Annotated in this window: 20 protein-coding genes; 5 read left to right on the top strand and 15 right to left on the bottom strand. The window is 72.8% G+C overall.

Annotated elements, in window-relative coordinates:
• Positions 1-104: 104 nt before the first annotated feature.
• Entirely contained in the window at positions 105-536 is a 432-nt protein-coding gene (locus AB0J46_RS29425; protein ID WP_364337405.1) for an ATP-binding protein, read from the bottom strand.
• Positions 537-628: 92 nt separating this feature from the next.
• Entirely contained in the window at positions 629-1,177 is a 549-nt protein-coding gene (locus AB0J46_RS29420; protein WP_364337403.1) for a helix-turn-helix domain-containing protein, read from the bottom strand.
• A gap of 100 nt (positions 1,178-1,277) precedes the next feature.
• Here AB0J46_RS29420 and AB0J46_RS29415 point away from each other — a divergent pair, with 100 nt between their 5' ends.
• The gene (locus AB0J46_RS29415) at positions 1,278-2,852 is read left to right on the top strand and encodes an MDR family MFS transporter (protein ID WP_364337401.1); all 1,575 of its coding nucleotides are present in this window, start codon (positions 1,278-1,280) and stop codon (positions 2,850-2,852) included.
• Here AB0J46_RS29415 and AB0J46_RS29410 read toward each other — a convergent pair.
• A complete protein-coding gene (locus tag AB0J46_RS29410) occupies positions 2,833-3,153 on the bottom strand; it encodes an STAS domain-containing protein (protein ID WP_364337399.1) in 321 nt (106 codons plus the stop codon). The two genes, AB0J46_RS29415 and AB0J46_RS29410, sit on opposite strands and share 20 nt — an antisense overlap.
• Positions 3,154-3,222: 69 nt before the next feature.
• Here AB0J46_RS29410 and AB0J46_RS29405 point away from each other — a divergent pair, with 69 nt between their 5' ends.
• Positions 3,223-4,152 carry a GNAT family N-acetyltransferase gene (locus AB0J46_RS29405; protein WP_364337397.1) on the top strand — a complete coding sequence of 310 codons (930 nt, stop codon included), beginning with the start codon at positions 3,223-3,225 and terminating at the stop codon, positions 4,150-4,152.
• Positions 4,153-4,175: 23 nt separating this feature from the next.
• Here the strand turns inward: AB0J46_RS29405 and AB0J46_RS29400 are convergent, their stop codons facing one another.
• The 5 genes from AB0J46_RS29400 to AB0J46_RS29380 are packed head-to-tail and all read right to left on the bottom strand — an operon-like array spanning position 4,176 to position 9,502.
• Positions 4,176-5,459 carry an AAA family ATPase gene (locus tag AB0J46_RS29400; RefSeq protein ID WP_364337395.1) on the bottom strand — a complete coding sequence of 428 codons (1,284 nt, stop codon included), beginning with the start codon at positions 5,457-5,459 and terminating at the stop codon, positions 4,176-4,178.
• On the bottom strand, positions 5,450-6,886 hold the full coding sequence (locus AB0J46_RS29395) for a hypothetical protein (RefSeq protein ID WP_364337393.1): 1,437 nt from the start codon (positions 6,884-6,886) through the stop codon (positions 5,450-5,452). The genes AB0J46_RS29400 and AB0J46_RS29395 overlap by 10 nt, the downstream gene beginning before the upstream one ends.
• Positions 6,874-8,004, bottom strand: a complete 1,131-nt coding sequence (locus AB0J46_RS29390; protein ID WP_358286457.1) for a hypothetical protein — start codon at positions 8,002-8,004, stop codon at positions 6,874-6,876. Before AB0J46_RS29390 ends, AB0J46_RS29395 begins: the two co-directional genes overlap by 13 nt.
• Entirely contained in the window at positions 8,001-8,771 is a 771-nt protein-coding gene (locus tag AB0J46_RS29385) for a hypothetical protein (RefSeq protein WP_364337391.1), read from the bottom strand. The genes AB0J46_RS29390 and AB0J46_RS29385 overlap by 4 nt, the downstream gene beginning before the upstream one ends.
• Positions 8,772-8,821: 50 nt before the next feature.
• Entirely contained in the window at positions 8,822-9,502 is a 681-nt protein-coding gene (locus AB0J46_RS29380; RefSeq protein ID WP_364337389.1) for a class I SAM-dependent methyltransferase, read from the bottom strand.
• Positions 9,503-9,557: 55 nt separating this feature from the next.
• Between AB0J46_RS29380 and AB0J46_RS29375 the strand changes: the two genes are divergently transcribed.
• Complete coding sequence (locus AB0J46_RS29375) at positions 9,558-9,977, top strand: hypothetical protein (protein ID WP_357975498.1); 420 nt, start codon at positions 9,558-9,560, stop codon at positions 9,975-9,977.
• Positions 9,974-10,549, top strand: coding sequence for a TetR/AcrR family transcriptional regulator (locus AB0J46_RS29370; protein ID WP_357975501.1), 576 nt, complete (start codon positions 9,974-9,976; stop codon positions 10,547-10,549). Before AB0J46_RS29375 ends, AB0J46_RS29370 begins: the two co-directional genes overlap by 4 nt.
• Positions 10,550-10,575: 26 nt before the next feature.
• On the opposite strand, the gene AB0J46_RS29365 is transcribed toward AB0J46_RS29370, so the two are convergent.
• From AB0J46_RS29365 to AB0J46_RS29345, 5 genes are all read right to left on the bottom strand, one after another.
• Positions 10,576-11,553: a phosphotransferase family protein gene (locus AB0J46_RS29365; protein ID WP_364337388.1), complete on the bottom strand. Its 978-nt coding sequence runs from the start codon at positions 11,551-11,553 to the stop codon at positions 10,576-10,578.
• Positions 11,550-12,740, bottom strand: a complete 1,191-nt coding sequence (locus tag AB0J46_RS29360) for an acyl-CoA dehydrogenase family protein (protein WP_364337386.1) — start codon at positions 12,738-12,740, stop codon at positions 11,550-11,552. Before AB0J46_RS29360 ends, AB0J46_RS29365 begins: the two co-directional genes overlap by 4 nt.
• Positions 12,737-13,345, bottom strand: coding sequence for a hypothetical protein (locus AB0J46_RS29355; protein WP_364337384.1), 609 nt, complete (start codon positions 13,343-13,345; stop codon positions 12,737-12,739). Before AB0J46_RS29355 ends, AB0J46_RS29360 begins: the two co-directional genes overlap by 4 nt.
• Before the next feature lie 2 nt (positions 13,346-13,347).
• On the bottom strand, positions 13,348-14,181 hold the full coding sequence (locus AB0J46_RS29350) for a hypothetical protein (RefSeq protein WP_364337382.1): 834 nt from the start codon (positions 14,179-14,181) through the stop codon (positions 13,348-13,350).
• Between the two features lie 167 nt (positions 14,182-14,348).
• Positions 14,349-14,534, bottom strand: a complete 186-nt coding sequence (locus AB0J46_RS29345; protein ID WP_352350903.1) for a hypothetical protein — start codon at positions 14,532-14,534, stop codon at positions 14,349-14,351.
• A gap of 340 nt (positions 14,535-14,874) precedes the next feature.
• Between AB0J46_RS29345 and AB0J46_RS29340 the strand changes: the two genes are divergently transcribed.
• On the top strand, positions 14,875-15,219 hold the full coding sequence (locus AB0J46_RS29340; protein WP_364337380.1) for a DUF6285 domain-containing protein: 345 nt from the start codon (positions 14,875-14,877) through the stop codon (positions 15,217-15,219).
• A gap of 3 nt (positions 15,220-15,222) precedes the next feature.
• On the opposite strand, the gene mctP is transcribed toward AB0J46_RS29340, so the two are convergent.
• Together mctP and AB0J46_RS29330 are read right to left on the bottom strand one after the other, a co-directional pair.
• Positions 15,223-16,818, bottom strand: a complete 1,596-nt coding sequence (gene mctP, locus AB0J46_RS29335) for a monocarboxylate uptake permease MctP (RefSeq protein ID WP_364337378.1) — start codon at positions 16,816-16,818, stop codon at positions 15,223-15,225.
• Positions 16,815-17,027 carry a DUF3311 domain-containing protein gene (locus AB0J46_RS29330; RefSeq protein WP_352329975.1) on the bottom strand — a complete coding sequence of 71 codons (213 nt, stop codon included), beginning with the start codon at positions 17,025-17,027 and terminating at the stop codon, positions 16,815-16,817. Before AB0J46_RS29330 ends, mctP begins: the two co-directional genes overlap by 4 nt.
• Between the last annotated feature and the right edge of the window lie 204 nt (positions 17,028-17,231).

Here is a 17,231-nt window from a genome sequence, read left to right as displayed (position 1 = left end):
CGCCGCCCCCCCCCCCCGCCCCCCCGCCCTAATCTTCTGTGTTCCACCTTCATGTCCGGGGGGCGCCCCGCCCCCGCGGCGCCCCCCCGGCCCCGGTATGCGGGTCACCTGGCGATGAGATGCTGTCCCGCCGCCCCGGGGGTGAAGCGCAGCTTCTTCTCCAGGCAGACCATCGCCCCGTTCTCGCGCACGTTGGTGAACCGGATGTCGTCGGCGAGCGCGCGCATGATCTGCAGTCCGCGGCCGTGCTCGGCCCCCGGGCCGGGGTCGATCACCTTGTTCGGATCGAAACCGCCCCCCGTGTCGACGACCTTGATGACGCACAGGTCGTCGTGCACGCAGGCGCTGACGGTGTAGTCGTCGCTGGGCGTCGCGTGCTTGACCACGTTCGCGCACGCCTCGGTCAGCATCAACTCGATGTCGTCGCGAATCTGGGCCTCGACGCCGAGCGACCGCAGCGTGCCGTCCAGCATCTGCCTGATCAGCGGGACGCTCGCCGCATCCCTGGGCAGTCGGAGCGCTATCGTCGCCTCCACTGCGTCTCCTCCCGTCTGGATGCGTGCGAGCCTTCTGCCCCGGATCCCGCGTGCCAATCGTCCGTCGCGCCGTCGAAGTGCCACAGGGGTCGCTACTGCTCCACGAGCCGCAGCGCCACCTCCATGCACGCCTTGTCGATCTCCTCCTCGGTCAGCCCCTCGCCGGCCATCGACAGCCACTTGCCCGCGTGCAGCGCGAACAGCGCCAGCGAGCGGCTGATGCGCTCGGTGGGCGTGGCACCGGGGTCGCTCATCTCGGCGGTGAGCTCCATCATCGTGTCGCGCATCTTGGCGAGCTGGGGATGGTTGCGCATCGCCGTCTGGTTGCTCTCCAGGAAGCGGGCGACGGCCAGGTAACGGGGCTGGCGCAGCCGTTCGGCGTAGCGTTCGAGCAGCTCCCGCCGGGTCTCGGGCGTCTTCGGCGCGGCCCTGGCCCACTCCAGCAGTTCCTGCAGCTCGGCGACCCGGAGGTCGACCAGGCTGCCGATGATGTCCTCCTTGGTCTTGAAGTGGTAGTACAGCGCGGCCTTGGTCACGCCCAGCTCTTCCGCGATCTCGCGCAGCGAGGTCGCCTCGTAACCCTGCTCCGTGAAGAGTTTCAGCGCGATCTCCTGGATCCGCGCCCGCGTGTCTTCCCGCACTTTGCACCTTGATTTCGACTTGACGGTCGGCAAGTAAGTATCTAGCTTATTCTAAGCTTGCCGGTCGGCAAGTAAGCAAGATCACAAATGGGGGTGTGCAGTGGCGGAGGCAGTCGGACGGCGCCGCGAGGTCATGGTCGTCCTGCCGGGCCTGATGCTGGCCATGGTGCTGGCCATGCTGGACAACATGATCGTGGGCACGGCCATGCCGCGCATCGTGGGCGAGTTAGGGGGCCTGACCCATCTGTCGTGGGTGGTGACCGCCTACGTCCTGGGCACGACGGTCTCGACGCCGATCTGGGGCAAGATCGGCGACCTGTACGGCCGCAAGACCATCTTCATCACCTCGGTCGTCATCTTCATGATCGGCTCCGCGCTGTGCGGCATGGCCGGCTCCTCCATGCTGGGCGGCCCCGCCGACGGCATGACCGAGCTGATCGCCTTCCGTGCGATCCAGGGCCTCGGCGCCGGCGGCCTCATGGTCAACGTCATGGCCATCATCGGCGACCTGGTGCCGCCCCGCGAGCGCGGCCAGTACCAGGGCATCATGGCCGGCGTCATGTCGCTGGCGATGATCGCCGGCCCGCTGGTCGGCGGCTTCATCACCGACCACCTCGACTGGCGCTGGGCCTTCTACGTGAACCTGCCGGTCGGCGCGGTCGCGCTGGTCCTGCTCGTGCTCAACCTCCACCTGCCGCGGACGCACAACAAGGTGCGCATCGACTGGGCGGGCGCGGTCCTGCTGTCGGTCAGCATCACCGCGATGGTGCTCATCACCACCTGGGGCGGCAACGAGTACACCTGGGGCTCCTGGCAGATCCTCACCCTGATCGCGGTCGCCGTGGTCTTCCTGGCCGGCTTCATCGTGGTCGAGCGCCGCGTGGCCGAGCCCATCATGCCGCTGCAGCTGTTCCGCAACCGCAACTTCACCCTGATCTCGGGCATCGGCTTCCTGCTCGGCTTCGCCATGTTCGGCGCGATCAACTTCCTGCCGCTGTTCCAGCAGACCGTCCAGGGCGCCACGGCCACGAACTCCGGCCTGCTGCTGCTGCCCATGATGGCCTCGGCCATGGTCGTGTCGCTGTTCGTCGGCAAGGCCATCACCAGCACCGGCAAGTACAAGATCTACCCGATCGTCGGCGGCGTCGGCATGGCCGCCGGCATGTGGCTGCTGTCCACGATGGGCGTCGACACGGCCTCCTGGCAGACCGGCCTCTACATCGCCGTCCTCGGCCTCGGCATGGGCTTCCTCATGCAGACCACCATGCTCATCGCGCAGAACAGCGTCGAGCAGAAGGACCTCGGCGTCTCCAGCAGCGCCACCACGTTCTTCCGGTCGATCGGCGGCTCGTTCGGCGTCTCGCTGTTCGGCGCGATCTTCAACAACCACTACCTGTCGGAGCTGACCGGCCGGTTCGGCGCGCAGGAGGCCGAGCGCATGACCTCGGGCGGCGGCGCCAGGATGGACCCCAAGCAGCTCGAACAGCTCCCCGTGCAGATGCGCACCGGGATCCTGGAGTCGCTGGCGACCTCCATCTCCGGCGTGTTCTGGTGGGCCATCGCCTTCGCCGTCGTGGTGCCGCTGCTGGCGGCCTTCATCAAGGAGATCCCGCTGCGCGGCGGCGCGCCCGCGGAGGCGGCCCCGCAGGAGGCGGTCAGCCCGGCGGCAGGCTGAACAACCGGTCGATCGCCGTCAGCTGGAACAGGCTGCGCAGATAGGGCGTCAGCGCCACCACTCGCACCACGGCGCCGGCGTCCGCGGCCCGCAGCTGGAGGCGGACGAGCCCGGCCAGGCCGGAGGAGTCGACGAAGGTCAGCCGGGACAGGTCGACGTCGATCGCGGTGCAGCCCGCGGGGACGGGGAGGTCGCCCAGCCGGCTGACGGACTCGTAGTCGAGGTCACCGGACAGGGCGAGCGCGACGGTCGTCGCGTCGGGGGTGGCGACCTCGATGTGCAGCGGCTTCCTGTCGACCACCCGGCCAGCCTAGCCACCCCGGGAAAAATGGGAGGCGCCGGGGTGGGCGAAGTGTGCACAATCCTCCCCATGCACATCTTGCGCCGCCCCCGGGTCGACGACGCCGCGGCCATCCACGAGCTGGTCGCGGCCTACGACACCGACGTCATCGGCTCGCCCGACATGACGCTCGACGACATCGCCGACGAGCTGGCCGAGCCGGGCTTCGACCTCGACAGGGACGGCTGGCTGGCCCACGACGAGACCGGCCGCCTGACCGGTTGGGCCTGGGCCTGCCGGGTGGGCGACAGCGACCTGGTCAACATCGAGGTCATCACCCGCCCCGGCCTGGACGGCCTGCGGCAGGAGCTGTGGCGCACGGTCACCGCCCGCGCCCGCGAGCTCGGCGCCGAGCGCGGCCACGACGGCGTCACCCTCGACATCGGCATCTACCGCGCCGACCAGGACAAGCAGTCCTACGCCAAGGAGCAGGGCTTCGAGCCCGGCACCAGCTTCCACCGCATGCGCGCCGACCACACGGCCCCCGTCGGGGCGCCCGCCCCGCCGCCCGGCCTCACCCTGCACACGGGCGAGGACGAGGAGACCCGCCGCGCCGCGCACGAGGTGCACCAGATCGGCTTCGCCGAGCACTTCGGCTTCATCTCGGTCGACTACGACCACTGGTACGAGCGCCGCCAGGCCATGAGCGTCACCGACTGGAGCCAGCTCACCCTGGCCAGGATCGACGGGGAGCCCGCCGGCGTGCTGATCGGCAACAACCAGTTCGTCCCCGACGAAGACTGCGGCTACGTCGCCACGCTCGCCGTGCACCCGAGCTTCCGCGGCCGGGGCCTGGGCCGCTTCCTGCTCCGGCACGCCTTCGCCGCCGACGCCGCCAGAGGCCGCAAGGGCACGATCCTGCACGTGGACAGCAACAACACCACCCCCGCGCTGGGCCTGTACGAGTCGGCGGGCATGCGCCGCGTGCTGGCCATCGACGTCTGGCGGCGCCGGCTCTGACGCCGTCCCGTCGCCGGCTCCGGCTAGACCCGGTGGCGGGCCAGGTGCTCCAGCACCGACTGGTTGGCCTCCCAGCCGTCGGGGAACTTCACCGGCACCCCGAGCTGCACCGGCTCGGCCGACGGGTGGGCGTCCAGCAGCTCGGCGATGCCCGCCCGCGCCACCATCACGCAGGCGTGCCGGTGGCGTGAGGCCAGCACGCACAGCCGCCCCGACTCCAGGTGGAAGGCGGTGGCGTCGCGGCGGCCCGACAGCGGGTGCAGCACGATCGTCACGTCGTACTCGCGGCCCTGGAGGCGGTTGGCGGTGTCCACGGTGATCTCCGGCGGCAGCCCGGCGTTCCTGATCGCGGCCACCTGGTCGCGGTGGGCCGCCCCGACCGCGATCCGGTCGGCGGTCACCGGCCGTTCGCCCTGCTCGGAGGCGGCCACGGCGCCGCGCTGCAGCAGCCGCGCCGCCAGCAGCGCCACGGCCTGCACGGCCTCGCCGTCGGTGCGCACGGTGTGCCGTTCGGGCAGCTCCAGCAGCGCCCACCCCGACCGGGCGGCCTCCTCCAGCGCGCGGTCGTGCACGGTGCCCATGCCGCCCGCGGTCAGTTCGAGCCGCCGGTCACCCGCCGAGGTGCCCGACCGGAACCCGGTGAACGGGTAGAACGCCTTCGACACCACCGGCGCGGCCGAGGCGGGCAGCCGCCAGGACACCGGCAGCCGATGGACCGGCAGCTCCGGGTTGTGCCGCAGCAGCACCGCCACCGCGCTCTGCAACGGGTCCCACGACAACCCCGACCAGCGGTCGCCGTCGACGATCGAGAACGGGTCGAGCTGCCCGGGGTCGCCGACGAACAGCGCCCGCTCGAACAGCCCCGCGATGCGCAGCAGTTTGTCCGAGCGCATCTGGTACGCCTCGTCCACGATCGCCCACGGCCACACCCGGCCGGAGATCCACGCCCACTTGTCGGCCGTGGCGATGACGATGTCGGGGTCGCCGAGGTCCTGGATCCTGGTGCCGATCGTGACGCCGGCCAGCTCCAGCATGCGCGGGTGGGGCACGTACCCGCCGGCCGACAGCCGTCCGACCTTCAGCTGCGGGTGCTTGTCGGAGATGCGGGCCACCAGGTCGTCGACCTGCTCGTTCGTCTGGGCGACGATCATCAGCGGCTCGCCGGTGGCGGCGATGTGCGCGGCGGCCCGCACGACCAGCGTGGACTTGCCGGCCCCCGGCGGGGAGTCGACCACGACGCCGCGGTTCCTGGGCAGGTCGGCCAGAACGTTCGCGATCACCTGCTCCGGGCTCTCGCTCACGACCATTCCTCCTGGGCGTCCTCGTCGTCGGGGATGTACTCCTGCGGCGGCCCACCGTGCGTCCACGGCGTGGCCTCGGCCTCGGGCAGCGCCGGCGAGCCCTGGAAGTCGTCGGTCAGCGAGGTGTAGCAGACCCGCTCGCCGATCTCCGGCACGGCGCCGGGCGCGGGCGTCTTCCCCCGGCCCATGCCCTTGGTGATCTTCAGGGTGATCAGCCCGCCGTGCGCCTCGACCAGCTCGGCGCCCTGGCCGCGGCGCTGCGGGGTGCCGAGCGAGGCGCCGGGCGGCAGGCGTACCGGGTCGTCGGTCTTCAGCACCACCAGCGGACGCAGCTTGCGCGAGCGGCCCTCGCCCTCGACGTTGTCGGGGACGGTCTCGACCACCTCGCCGGCGAACGCCTCGCCGGTCAGCCGGTACTCGGCCATCACCAGCGGGTCGTCGTAGGCGCGCTGCACGTCGTAGGCGGCCTGGGCACGTTCCATGCGGGCCAGCTTGGCCGCGGCCGCCACCGCGCCGTCGCGCCTGGCCTGCGGCGGCGCGCCCTCGGCGATGTGGGCGGCCATGGCGCTGAACGAGCCGCGGTCCTGCTCCCAGCGCTGGGCCACGCTCGCGCCCGGCTCCAGCCCGGCCAGCAGGTCGAGCGCCTGCCACATCAGCCGCCAGGTGGGTTCGAGCTGGGTGCGCAGCGCCTCGGCGACCCGCTCGGGCGACTCGCTGTCGATGGCCGGCGCGAGCACCTCGGCGTCGAAGCCCGGATCGGTCGCGGGCCCGGCGGGCGGCCAGATCAGCGGGTCCTCGGCGTCGTCGGAAGGCCCCTGGGTGATCCAGGACAGCAGCGCGGCCAGGTTGGCGTCCTCCAGCGCGCTCTGCCCGCTGGCCCAGTGGCGGCCCAGCTCCTCGGTGGCGGCCAGCGTCAGCGACGAGCCCGGGTAGGCCGCCCGCTCGGCGAAGTACGTCAGCCACCGCCCCAGCAGCGGCACCTCGGGCGGCACCGGGTAGGGCCCGTCGGGCCTGCGGAAGCGCGTCGAGCGGCCGAGCAGCCTGGTGAAGCCGACGCCCGCCTGGTTCGGCAGGACGAGCTGCGGCGCGTCGAGCGCCCGCTCGTAGGGGTCCGCGTTCTTGCGCTCCACCGTCTCGGTGTCGGCGGTGAACCCCTCGACGTACGGCAGCAGCACCCCGGCCAGCTCGGCGGCCCAGGCGAAGCGCAGGTCGCGGTTGCGCGGCTGGGTGACGACGAGCAGGCGCGGCCGGTCGCGGTCGGTGCCGAGCATGGCGGCCAGCGGCGCGGCGGCCTCGCCCGACAGCTTGAGCGGGATGAACACCATCGGCCGCGCGCCCACGTGGCAGTGGCGGACCGTGGCGACGGGCTGGGCGATGCCCTCCCGCAGGGCGCGCAGCCGGGCGAGCGAGGTGAGCAGGCTCAACTGAGGCACTCCCTGCGCAGGCGTTCGGCGTTGCGGAGCAGGCCGGCGATCTCCTCCTGGCCGTCGGCCGGGTCGCGCAGGCCGTCGGCCAGGCCCAGCGCCTCGGCCACCGAGGCCACCCCGCCCAGCTCGTCGCGCACCTGGCGGCCGAGCAGGTCGGAGGCGCCCTCCTGGCGGGCCTCGTCGCGGCAGAAGAAGCACAGGTCGCACGCGGACAGGCAGTCGGGCGCGTAGCGGGCGGTCGTCCTGCGCAGCGCGTCGGCCAGCTCGGCCGCCGGACGGGTGGGCCGGCCGTCCTCGCCCGGCCGCAGGTCGAAGCTGAGGTCCTCGGGCAGCGCGGCGAGCAGCCGGTCCAGGCCGGTCATCCGGGTGAGCTGACGGCGCAGCACGGCCAGCTGCCTGCGCACGTCGACCAGGGTCGCCACCGGCCGGTTGGCGAAGTTCTCGGGGCACACCAGCACCACGTCATGGGAGACGGTGAGCGGGTCGTGCCCCAGCTCCGCCAGCATCGTGCGCAGCGCCAGCACGTAGACGGCGGCCTGGCGGGCGGCGGCGGCCACCGCGGCCGGCTCGGCCTGCCCGTCGACCACCGCGAACGACTTGATCTCCACCACGTGGAAGCGCCCGCCGAGCTGGAAGGCCACCACGTCGGGTTCGAGGAACGCGGTGTGACCGGCGATCTCCAGGCTGAGCAGCGGGTGGTCGAACAGCGTGCCGGCGTCCTGGTCGCCGCGCGCCGCCCGGTCGAACAGCGCGCGGGTGTGGGTGTGGCGCAGGTGGGCGCCGACGTTCTCCACGTCGTGGTAGGCCACCTCGGCGACCGGCAGGTCCAGCACCTCGCGCAGCAGGCGCAGGAGCTCGGCGCAGCCGTCGGCCTTGACCAGCGCCTCGAACGCGTTCCCGCGGGTGATCGCGAACGGCGACTGGCCGAACGGTGCCGGGAAGCCCAGGTGGCGGGCGGCGGCGTCCTTGTCGACGCCGGCGCCGTCCATGAGGGCGCGGCGGGTGCAGCCGGGGTTGGCGGCCAGGGCCGCGATCGCTCTGGCGTCGTGCGGCTTGGGCGGCGTCGTGCCGCGCAGCGCGTCGAGCCGGTGGGCCGGGCCGTCCTCGCGTCTCAAGCCGCTCACGTCGCTGTCTCCTCCTTGATCGTGCCCAGCGTAGCGGCGCCGAAGAGCCTGGCCACGTCACCGAGCTGGGATGTGGCGCGTCGTGCCAGCTCGGCGCGGTCGCGCGTGTCGCGTTCTGCGTGCACCGCCAGCTCGGCCCTGGCCGCCTCGGCGATCCGCCGGCGGTCGGGCGGGCCGAGGTCGGTGGCCGTGGCGCCGGGCACGTTCCTGGCCATCCGCGCCAGTAAGCGCAGGGCCCGCTCGTCCTCGCCGTCGTGCGAGGCCACCGCGATGGCGCAGGTCAGAAAGTCGACGCGGGGGCTGAGCGGGCCGACCACCCGCCGCTCCAGCGGCCAGGTGCTGAGCGTCAGCAGGCCGCGGGCGGGGGAGAGGCGGTCGGTCAGCGCCGCGCACAGGTAGTACGGCCTGCCGTGCGGCGTGGACCGGAACGAGCGCTCCTCGTCGCGGCGCAGGCTGGTGAGCTGGGCGCTGCGGATGGTGCCGGCGAAGAACGCGCCGCTGACCGCCACCACCAGGCGCGGCTGCGCGGCGGCACCGAGCAGCGCGAGCGCCTGGTGCACCTGCTCGCGCACGGTGACCAGCCGGGGCCCTTCCGCCTTGGCGCGCGGCTGCTCGCCGCTCACCAGGGCGTCCCAGGCCCGCTCGGCGGCGCGCAGCTCGGCACGCAGGACGCGGGCCGTCGCGCCGTCCCTGACGCGCATGGCCTTGCGCACGCCGGCCCGGAGCCCGTCGATCCGCCGCTCCAGCTCGTCCAGCGGGTCACTCATGGCGCGAGGGTATCAACAGTTCCAGTATTTCCCAGTATTTACACTGAAATCTACGTTGTAAAGGGGCGGGCCAGGAACCACATACGGTCCTCGGTGACGAACCGCTCCAGCCGCAGCCCCTCGGCGGCCAGGGCGTCGGCCAGCTCGTCGTCGGTCATGCGGCGCGAGGTGAACGACTGGGTCCAGACCCGGTCGCCGTGCTCGTAGCGCATGGTCGCGGCGAACACGCCGGGGGAGATCTCCTCGACCTCCGCCAGGGTGATCGTCACGTCGCCGTCCTTCCTGCCCGAGCCGGCCCGCCAGCCGTCGTGCCGCTCGGCCGTCATCCACTGGACGAGCACCGCCCCGCCCGGCTTGACGTGCCGCGCGCACGCCGCCAGGAAGGATCGCCTGACCTCCACGTCGACGACGTTGACGAGCTGGGAGGCCAGCGTGACGGTGTCGAAGCGCCGGTCCAGCCGCAGGTCCTGGAGCCGCGCGTGCACGGTCTCGGCGCCGCGCACGTGCGCCAGCATCTCGGTGGACTCGTCCACGGCCACGACCTGTAACCCGGCCTCGACGAGCGCGTGGGTGACCCTGCCCACGCCGGCGCCGAGCTCCAGGACGGACCCGCCCGGCGGGGTCTCCTGGATGACGACGTCGGCGTCGCGGCCGGGCTGGAGGAGGGTGTAGAACTCGACAGGGGATCCGTCGGGGGTGATGGCGCCTGGGCCTGTGCCGGTGTTCTTCATGCCCAAAAACCTAAGCGCCGCGTGAGCCGTCCGTGAGCGGGGGACGATGGCCTCTGTGACCGGTGAGGTACGAGTTCTGATCGGCGTCGGCGTGGGCCTGGCCGCCGTTCCCCCCGTCTACTACCTGACCGAGGCGGGCGCCAGAGCGCTGCGGGCCGGGCAGGCGGCCTTCGCCCCGGCCCCGGCCGGGCTGGGCTTACTGGCGGCGGCCGCCCTGATCGTCGCGGTGCTGGCCGCCTGGCCCGCCGCGGCGCTGGCCTGCGGGCTGCCGCTGGCGGTGGCGGGCGTGCTGTTCGCCCTCGACCTGCGGGCCGCGATCGGCCTGGCGGGCGCGCTGCCCGGCCTGTGGGAGCCGCCGTGGGCCGAGCCGCCCGGCACCCTCGCCGGGGCGACCGGCCTGTACGCCTACACCGGCGCGTTACTGGTCTTCTCGGCGCTGCTGCCGCGTCGTCTGCGATCTATCCTGAGCAGATGAGCAGACGGGACCCCGACCGGCGCAGGGCGCTGCTCGACGCCGCCGACCGGGCCATCCTGGCCGAGGGGCCCGAGGTGTCGATGGCGGCCATCGCCGCCGAGGCCGGCATCACCAAACCCGTCCTCTACCGCCACTTCGGCGACAAGAGCGGCCTGTACCAGGCGCTGGCCGACCGCCACGTGCGCACGGTCATCGCCCAGCTCCGCCCGCAGTTCGCCGGGCCCGGCACCGACCTGCGGGCCCGTGCCCGCGCCGCCATCGGCGTCTATCTCGACCTGATCTCGGCCAACCTCGACCTCTACCGCTTCCTGTTCCACCGGGCCAGCGCCGAGGACACCCGCATCCGCTCCCACATGACCTCGCTCGTGCGCGGCCTGGGCGAGGAGCTGGGGCGGGTGCTGGCCGACGAGCGGGTGGTGGCCGACCCGGTGCGGGCGCAGGTGCTCGGCCACGCGTTCGTCGGCATGGTGCAGACGACGGGCGACTGGTGGCTGGAGCATCCGGAGGTCGACCGCTCGCAAGTGGTGGAGGGGCTGGTGGACGTGATCGCGGCGGCCGTCGCCGGGGGCTGAGGGCTCCGGCGGGCGGCCCGGTCAGTTCAGGTCAGCAGGCCGAGCAGGTCCCACTCGTTCTGGCAGGCGCGGCGGCCGAGGGCGGCCAGCTCGACCGAGGAGGCGCCGCCGCGCAGGTGCCGCATGGTCTGCATGACGCAGATGATCCCCCATTTCAGCACGCCGAACGTCTCCCACCAGCGCAGCGCGTCCAGGTCGACGGGCCGGCCGCCGGCCTCCTCGTAGGCGGCGGTCAGCTCGGCGTAGCCGCCGAACCCGCCCACGGGCAGCGGCGAGCCGAACCGCCACGCCTTGACGCACAGCCAGCCCAGGTCCTCCAGCGGGTCGCCGGCGTGGGCCAGCTCCCAGTCGAGCACGGCCCTGACGCCCTCGGGGCCGACGATCAGGTTGCCGTTGCGGAAGTCGCCGTGCACGACGCTCGGCGGGACGGCGGGCGGCCGATCGGCCTCCAGCCTGCGCAGGGCCAGCTCGAACACCGGGTGCGGCTGGCCGGTCAGGTCGAGCACGTCACGCCAGAAGCGCAGCGGGTCGGCGGACACGGCCTGCGGCGCGGTCGCGGGTTCGGGTTCGTTCGCGGGTCCGGTCTCGGGCAGGCCGGACAGCGGCATGCGGTGGATGGCCGCCAGCGCCCGCCCGCACTGGGCGGCCAGCTTCGGCCTGGCCTCCCGGTACGCCTCGTCCCGCAGGATCCGGCGCGGGATCGTCTCGCCGGGGATCCGGCTCATCAGGACGTACGGCCCGCCAGCGGCCACGACGTGCGGGACGGGGACCCCGGCGACGGCCGCCGCCCGCATCAGCCGCGCCTCCTCGGCCAGCCCCGTCCCCGCCTCCAGGCCGCCCCCCGGCCCGTCCAGCCGGAGCACCAGCTCGTGCCGGTCGCCGCCCGGGACGACCACGTCCAGGGCCCAGGTCTCCCTGGAGGCCCCGCCGGGCAGCCTGACCGCGTACGGGAGGGCCGCGTCCGGGCCGTACACCTCGCGGACGATCGTCTCGACGCGGTTCATCGCGGGCCGAACTCCCAGGCGCCGCCGGCCGCGTACGCGCCCAGGAGACGGCGGCCGACCGCGTCGATGTGCACCTCGTCGGGGCCGTCGTAGACGCGCGCCGCGCGGGCGTGCCGGTACATGCGATCCAGCGGCGTGTCAGGGGTCAGACCTGCCGCGCCGTACACCTGGACGGCCCGATCGATGACGTTGTGCAGCATGCGCGCCCCCACCACCTTGATCGCGCCGATCTCGACGCGGGCCTGCGAGCCGGCGTCCACGGCCTCGGCGGCCTGGAGGGTGAGCAGGCGGGCGGCCTGGATCTCGGTGTAGGAGTCGAACACGTGCTGCCGCATGAGCTGCTTGGCCGCCAGCGGCTCGCCGAAGGCGGTGCGCGCGTGCAGCCGCCGGCACATCAGGTCGAAGGCCCGCTGCGCCTGCCCGAGCCAGCGCATGCAGTGGAAGATCCGGCCGGGCCCGAGACGCCGCTGGGCGATGACGAAGCCGTGCCCGCGTTCGCCCAGCAGGTTCGCGGCCGGCACCCGCACGTCCTCGTAGCGCACCTCGCAGTGCGCGCCGCCGAGGCCGAGCACCGGGGTCTCGCGCACGATCGTGTAGCCGGGCGTGTCCGTCGGTACGAGGATCATGGAGAAGGCCCGGTGGGGCGGCGCGTCCGGCTCGGTCCGGCACATCACGGTCGTGTACGCCGCCACCGACGCGCCCGTCGTGAACCACTTGTGCCCGTTGATCACCCATTCGTCGCCGTCGAGCACGGCGGAGGTGGTGAGCCGGGTGGGGTCGCTGCTGGAGACCTCCGGCTCGGTCATCGCGAAGCTGGGCGAGATGTCGCCGCGCACCAGCGGCTCCAGGTAGCGCTCGCGCTGCTCGGGGGAGGCGTGCTCGTGCAGCATGAGCGAGTCCTGCAGGGTGAACGTGCCGAGGGCGAGCTGCCCGTACTCGCTGCGGCCCTGGACCTCGTTGACGTGGACGTAGTCGAGGAACGGCAGCCCGCCGCCGCCCAGCTCGCGCGGGTGGCCGAGGGCCCACAGGCCCTCCTTCCTGGCCTCGTCCCGCAGCCCGGCCATGGTGGCGGCGGCCTGCGGGCCGCCCTCGTGCAGGACCTCCTCGGCCGGTTCGACGCGCTCGGTCATGAACGCGCGCACGGCGTCGCGGATCGGCCGGACGTGCTCGGGTACGGCGAAGCTCATGGGGTGATCTCAACCGAAATCCGTTGCGCGGTCAACGGTCGGCGCGCCCGCGCAGCAGCAGCGATCAAACCCAGCACCTGGAAGGCCCGCTCGTCCGAGCGCCGCCGCGCGAGGTTCTCGGCCGCCTGCGCCGACCCGGCCATCAGCACGGGACGGTGCAGCCCGCGCAGGTCGCCCACCATGTCAACGATCCGCGGCATCGGGCCGAAGACCTCGATGGGCCGGTCGAGCCGGGTGCCGGGCAGCGTGGTGACCATCGTGAAGGGGCCGCCGGCCAGCCGGGTCAGGCAGGCGGAGTGGGCCCGGTGGAAACGCGCCACGGTGGCGGCCAGGAAGGGCACCCGCCGCACGCTGCCCGGCGGGTCCCTGCGGCGGGTCACGATCGCGTGCAGCTGGGCGCCGTCGCCGTCGCGCACGCACAACGAGACCGGCACGACGTGCTCGGTGTGGCGGTACAGGCCCTGGGTGGTGACGCCGCAGGTGACGCAGAGCCCGGACGGCCCGCCGGCGCCGGTGTGGCAGATCCGGCAGACGCCGGGGCCGGCGGCCGGGACGTTGCGGAAGATCTGCAGGTACGCCTCGGTCACCGCGCGGGCGTCGCCCATGGTCAGAAGACGGTCGTCAGCCGGGTCACATCTACAAGATTGACCGCCTGGCGCGCCAGCTCGTCAATGCCCGCTACGACAGTGACTCCTCCCCGGTAGGCCAGCCGGGGCGTCCAGGGCAGGCCGGGCGGGGCGAAGACGTGCTTGCCCTGGGACAGCGCCATCGCCGCCCGCTCGCCGTCGCCGTCGCCGGTGGCGTAGAGCGCGGCGGCCAGCCCGCTGGTCACCAGCCCGGTCACCGCCCGCGTCCGGGCCGTCCCGGCCGTGCCCGGCCAGAACGGCGACACCGTCACGACGGCCGCGGCCCCGCCGACCCCCGGACCGCCCACGACGGTCACCGGCTGACCGTCGTCCGGGCCGACCACGATCGCGCGGCCGCCGGACGCCGCCGCCGCGCCGGCGGTGCGCGGCCCGTCGCACACGACGGTCAGGCCGGCCGCGGCCAGCGCGCGGGCCGCGGCGTGGGCGCCGGGGGCGTCGCCGGTGACCGCCACCGACCGGTGGTCGCCGGCCCCCAGCCGACCGCGCACCCACAGGAACGGCTGGAGGTTGTGGGCGCAGGCCAGGTTGCCCGGATAGTCGTCGTCGAGCACGGTCACCAGCGCGGCGGGGCAGGAGGCGATGAGCGCCTCGGCCCGGCCGAGGTCGCCCGGCCGCAGCCGCGCGACGACCCGCGCGGCGTGCGCCCTGTCGTGCCCGCCGAGCTCGCCGAGGTCGCCGCGGACCAGCCGCAGCGCGCTGCCCCGGGCCTCCACGACCCGCGCGGTGTGGTGCCACGGCCCGGCGGTGGCCCTGGTCAGGGCGAGCACCGCGGCCTGCTCCTCGGTCACCGACATCTCACCCACCGTCCGGTTGGAACGACCGTACGCGTGCCCACCGACAGAACCGGCTCCCCATCGTGCCGCCCGCGGCCGACCGGACCGCGCGGACGCGCCGCGGCACGGGAAAGGGCCCGGCGGCCGCAGGACGTCCGCGACCGCCGGGCCCTTCGGAGGGGACGGGGTCAGGCCGCGTTCTCCTCGGCCTTGCGGGGCAGGACCTCCAGCTCGAACGCGCCCGACCTGACCGCCTCCAGGAAGTGCTGCCAGTCGCGGCGCGGGATCTCCAGGACGACGTCCGGGGAGGAGTCGTGGATGAGCTCCACGTGGTCGTTGATGCGGCAGGCCTTGACGCGTACGTCGTCGTTCATGCTGCGCTCCCTCGGGTTGACTGCGGCTGAGCGGCCCGGGAAGCCGGGGGCCGGGAGCTGCGCCGGGCGACTTTCCCAGCCGTCCGGGCCGTCCGCGTGACCCCGGAGGGCCGGGCCGCTCGGGAAGCGTGCCATCGTCGCGCGGGGGCCCGCCAGCGCCGGTACGGGCGGCTCGGTAGAGACACGCCGATCGTGGGCGGAGGTCTGTCGTCCCGGGGGTGGAGAAAGGTCATCCACGGCCGGGAGCCTTGACGGGAAGGGCGGTGATCCTTATGTCTGGGCTCAGACAGGCCGTGCGCGGGCGTACGGCTCCGGAGCCGAGGTGACGGGAGTGCCGCCGATGGCGCAGCCCCATGACGTGCCCACCGCCGCGCAGCTCGTCGCGGCCGTCCGCGGGTTCCTGCGGGACGACGTGCTGCCCGCGGTCGAGGGGCGGGTGCGCTTCCACACGCGGGTGGCGATCAACGTGCTCGCCATGGTCGAGCGGGAGATGGAGCTGGGCCAGGACCAGGCCGCCGAGCACGCCGCGCGGCTGGCGGCGCTGGGCGTGGCCGACGACGCCGAGCTGGCCGCCGCCGTCCGCGCGGGCCGCTTCGACGGCGACGACGCGCTCACCGCCGCCCTGGTCCAGGCCGTCCGGGCCAAGCTGGAGGTGGCCGATCCCGGCTACCTCCAGCGGCCGTGAGCGTCAGTGGGAGCCGGCCAGGTCCAGGTCCTTGACGTCCGGGTCGCCCTCGTCGGCGAAGTAGTCGCCGCGCCGGGTGGCGTCCGCGCCGTCGGCCACCTTGGCCGCCCGGAAGATCAGCGTGGCGACCGCGGCCACGACCAGGTTGACGGTCAGCGCGAGGAAGCCCGCGTAGATGGTCATCTTGGTGTCCAGGCCCAGGTTCTCCAGGCTGAAGGCCGAGCCGCCGAAGTGCTCCTTGCCCTTGGCCGGGTTGGGGATGAGGTAGAGCATCCACATGCCCGCCGCCAGGCCCGCGGCCCAGCCGGCCATCAGGCCGCCCTTGTGGAACCAGCGGGTGTACAGGCCGAGCGCGACCGACGGCAGCGTCTGCAGGATGATCACGCCGCCGATGAGCTGCAGGTCGATCGAGAACTGCGGGTCGAGCAGCAGGATGCACAGCACCGCGCCCACCTTGACCACCAGCGAGACGACCTTGGAGACGTTGGCCTCCTGGGCGTCGGTGGCCTGCTTGTTGATGTACTCGCGGTAGATGTTGCGGGTGAACAGGTTCGCCGCCGCGATCGACATGATCGCCGCAGGCACCAGCGCGCCGATGCCGATGGCCGCGAACGCCACGCCGGCGAACCAGTCGGGGAAGAGCTGGTCGAACAGGTTCGGCACGATCGTGTTCGGGTCGCCGCCGACCGGCTTGGTGCCGGCCGCGATGGCCATGAAGCCCAGCAGCGCGATCAGGCCGAGCACGAAGCTGTAGGCGGGCAGCGCCGACATGTTGCGCTTGATGACGTTGCGGTTCTTTGAGGCCAGCACGCCGGTGAGGCTGTGCGGGTAGAGGAACAGCGCCAGGGCCGAGCCGAAGGCCAGCGTGACGTACTGGAGCTGGTTGGCGCCGTTGAGCAGGATGCCGTCGCCCGGCGCGGGGGTCTTGTCGAACTTGGCCTGCGCCATGTCGAAGATGTTGCCCCAGCCGCCCAGCTTGGCCGGGATGTAGATGACCGCGGCCAGGATCACGATGTAGATCAGCGCGTCCTTGACGAAGGCGATCAGGGCGGGCGCGCGCAGGCCCGACTGGTAGGTGTAGGCCGCCAGGATCGCGAAGGCGATGATGATCGGCAGGTGCCCGGTGATGCCCATCGACTTCAGCACGGCCTCGATGCCGACGAGCTGCAGCGCGATGTACGGCATCGTGGCCACCAGCCCGGTGATGGCGATCAGCAGCGCCAGCGTCGGCGACCCGAACCGGGCCCGGACGAAGTCGGCGGGCGTGACGAACCCGTGCACGTGCGAGACCGACCACATCCGCGCCAGCACCAGGAACACCAGCGGGTAGACCACCACGGTGTAGGGCAGCGCGTAGAAGCCGAGCGCGCCGGAGCTGAACACCAGCGCGGGCACGGCCACGAACGTGTAGGCGGTGTAGAGGTCGCCGCCGACCAGGAACCAGGTGACCCAGGAGCCGAAGCTGCGGCCGCCGAGGCCCCACTCGTTGAGGCTGGCCAGGTCGGTGGGCCGCCGCCAGCGGGCCGCCACGAAGCCCATGCCGCTGACCAGGATGAACAGCAGCCCGAAGACGACCAGCTCGGTCACGTGCCCGCTCATTTGGTCATCCTGTAGACGATCGTGGTGCAGCCGACGCCGACCACGATGAAGGCGAGCTGCAGCCAGTAGAACAGCGGGAAGCCGAGCAGGCGCGGCTCGTCGGAGTTGAACAGGAACGTCAGCAGCGGCAGCACGATCGGCACGACCAGCAGCCAGTTCCACGGGCTGCGGTCGGTACGCGGCGGCTGCCCGGATTCCCCGGTAGTCATCGGCCCTCCGATTGGGGGATCAGGAGCGGCGTGTTGACCGGCTCCTGACAATGTCGTCAATGGAGGGAGATTAGCTTTCCGGTGGTATTAAACCCAATGTCCGGAACATTACGGTTTGGCCTAAATGTCGAGATGAAATCTCAATATGTGAGACCAAAGCCACCCCTCGCCAACGGCACGTTAAGTCGCTCCCGCGCCTCGCGG

It is taken from the genome of Nonomuraea sp. NPDC049758, from assembly GCF_040674635.1.
In the GTDB taxonomy this organism is placed as follows: domain Bacteria; phylum Actinomycetota; class Actinomycetes; order Streptosporangiales; family Streptosporangiaceae; genus Nonomuraea.
Note: the sequence above shows the minus strand (reverse complement) of the source record. Positions and strands in the feature narration are given on the sequence as shown.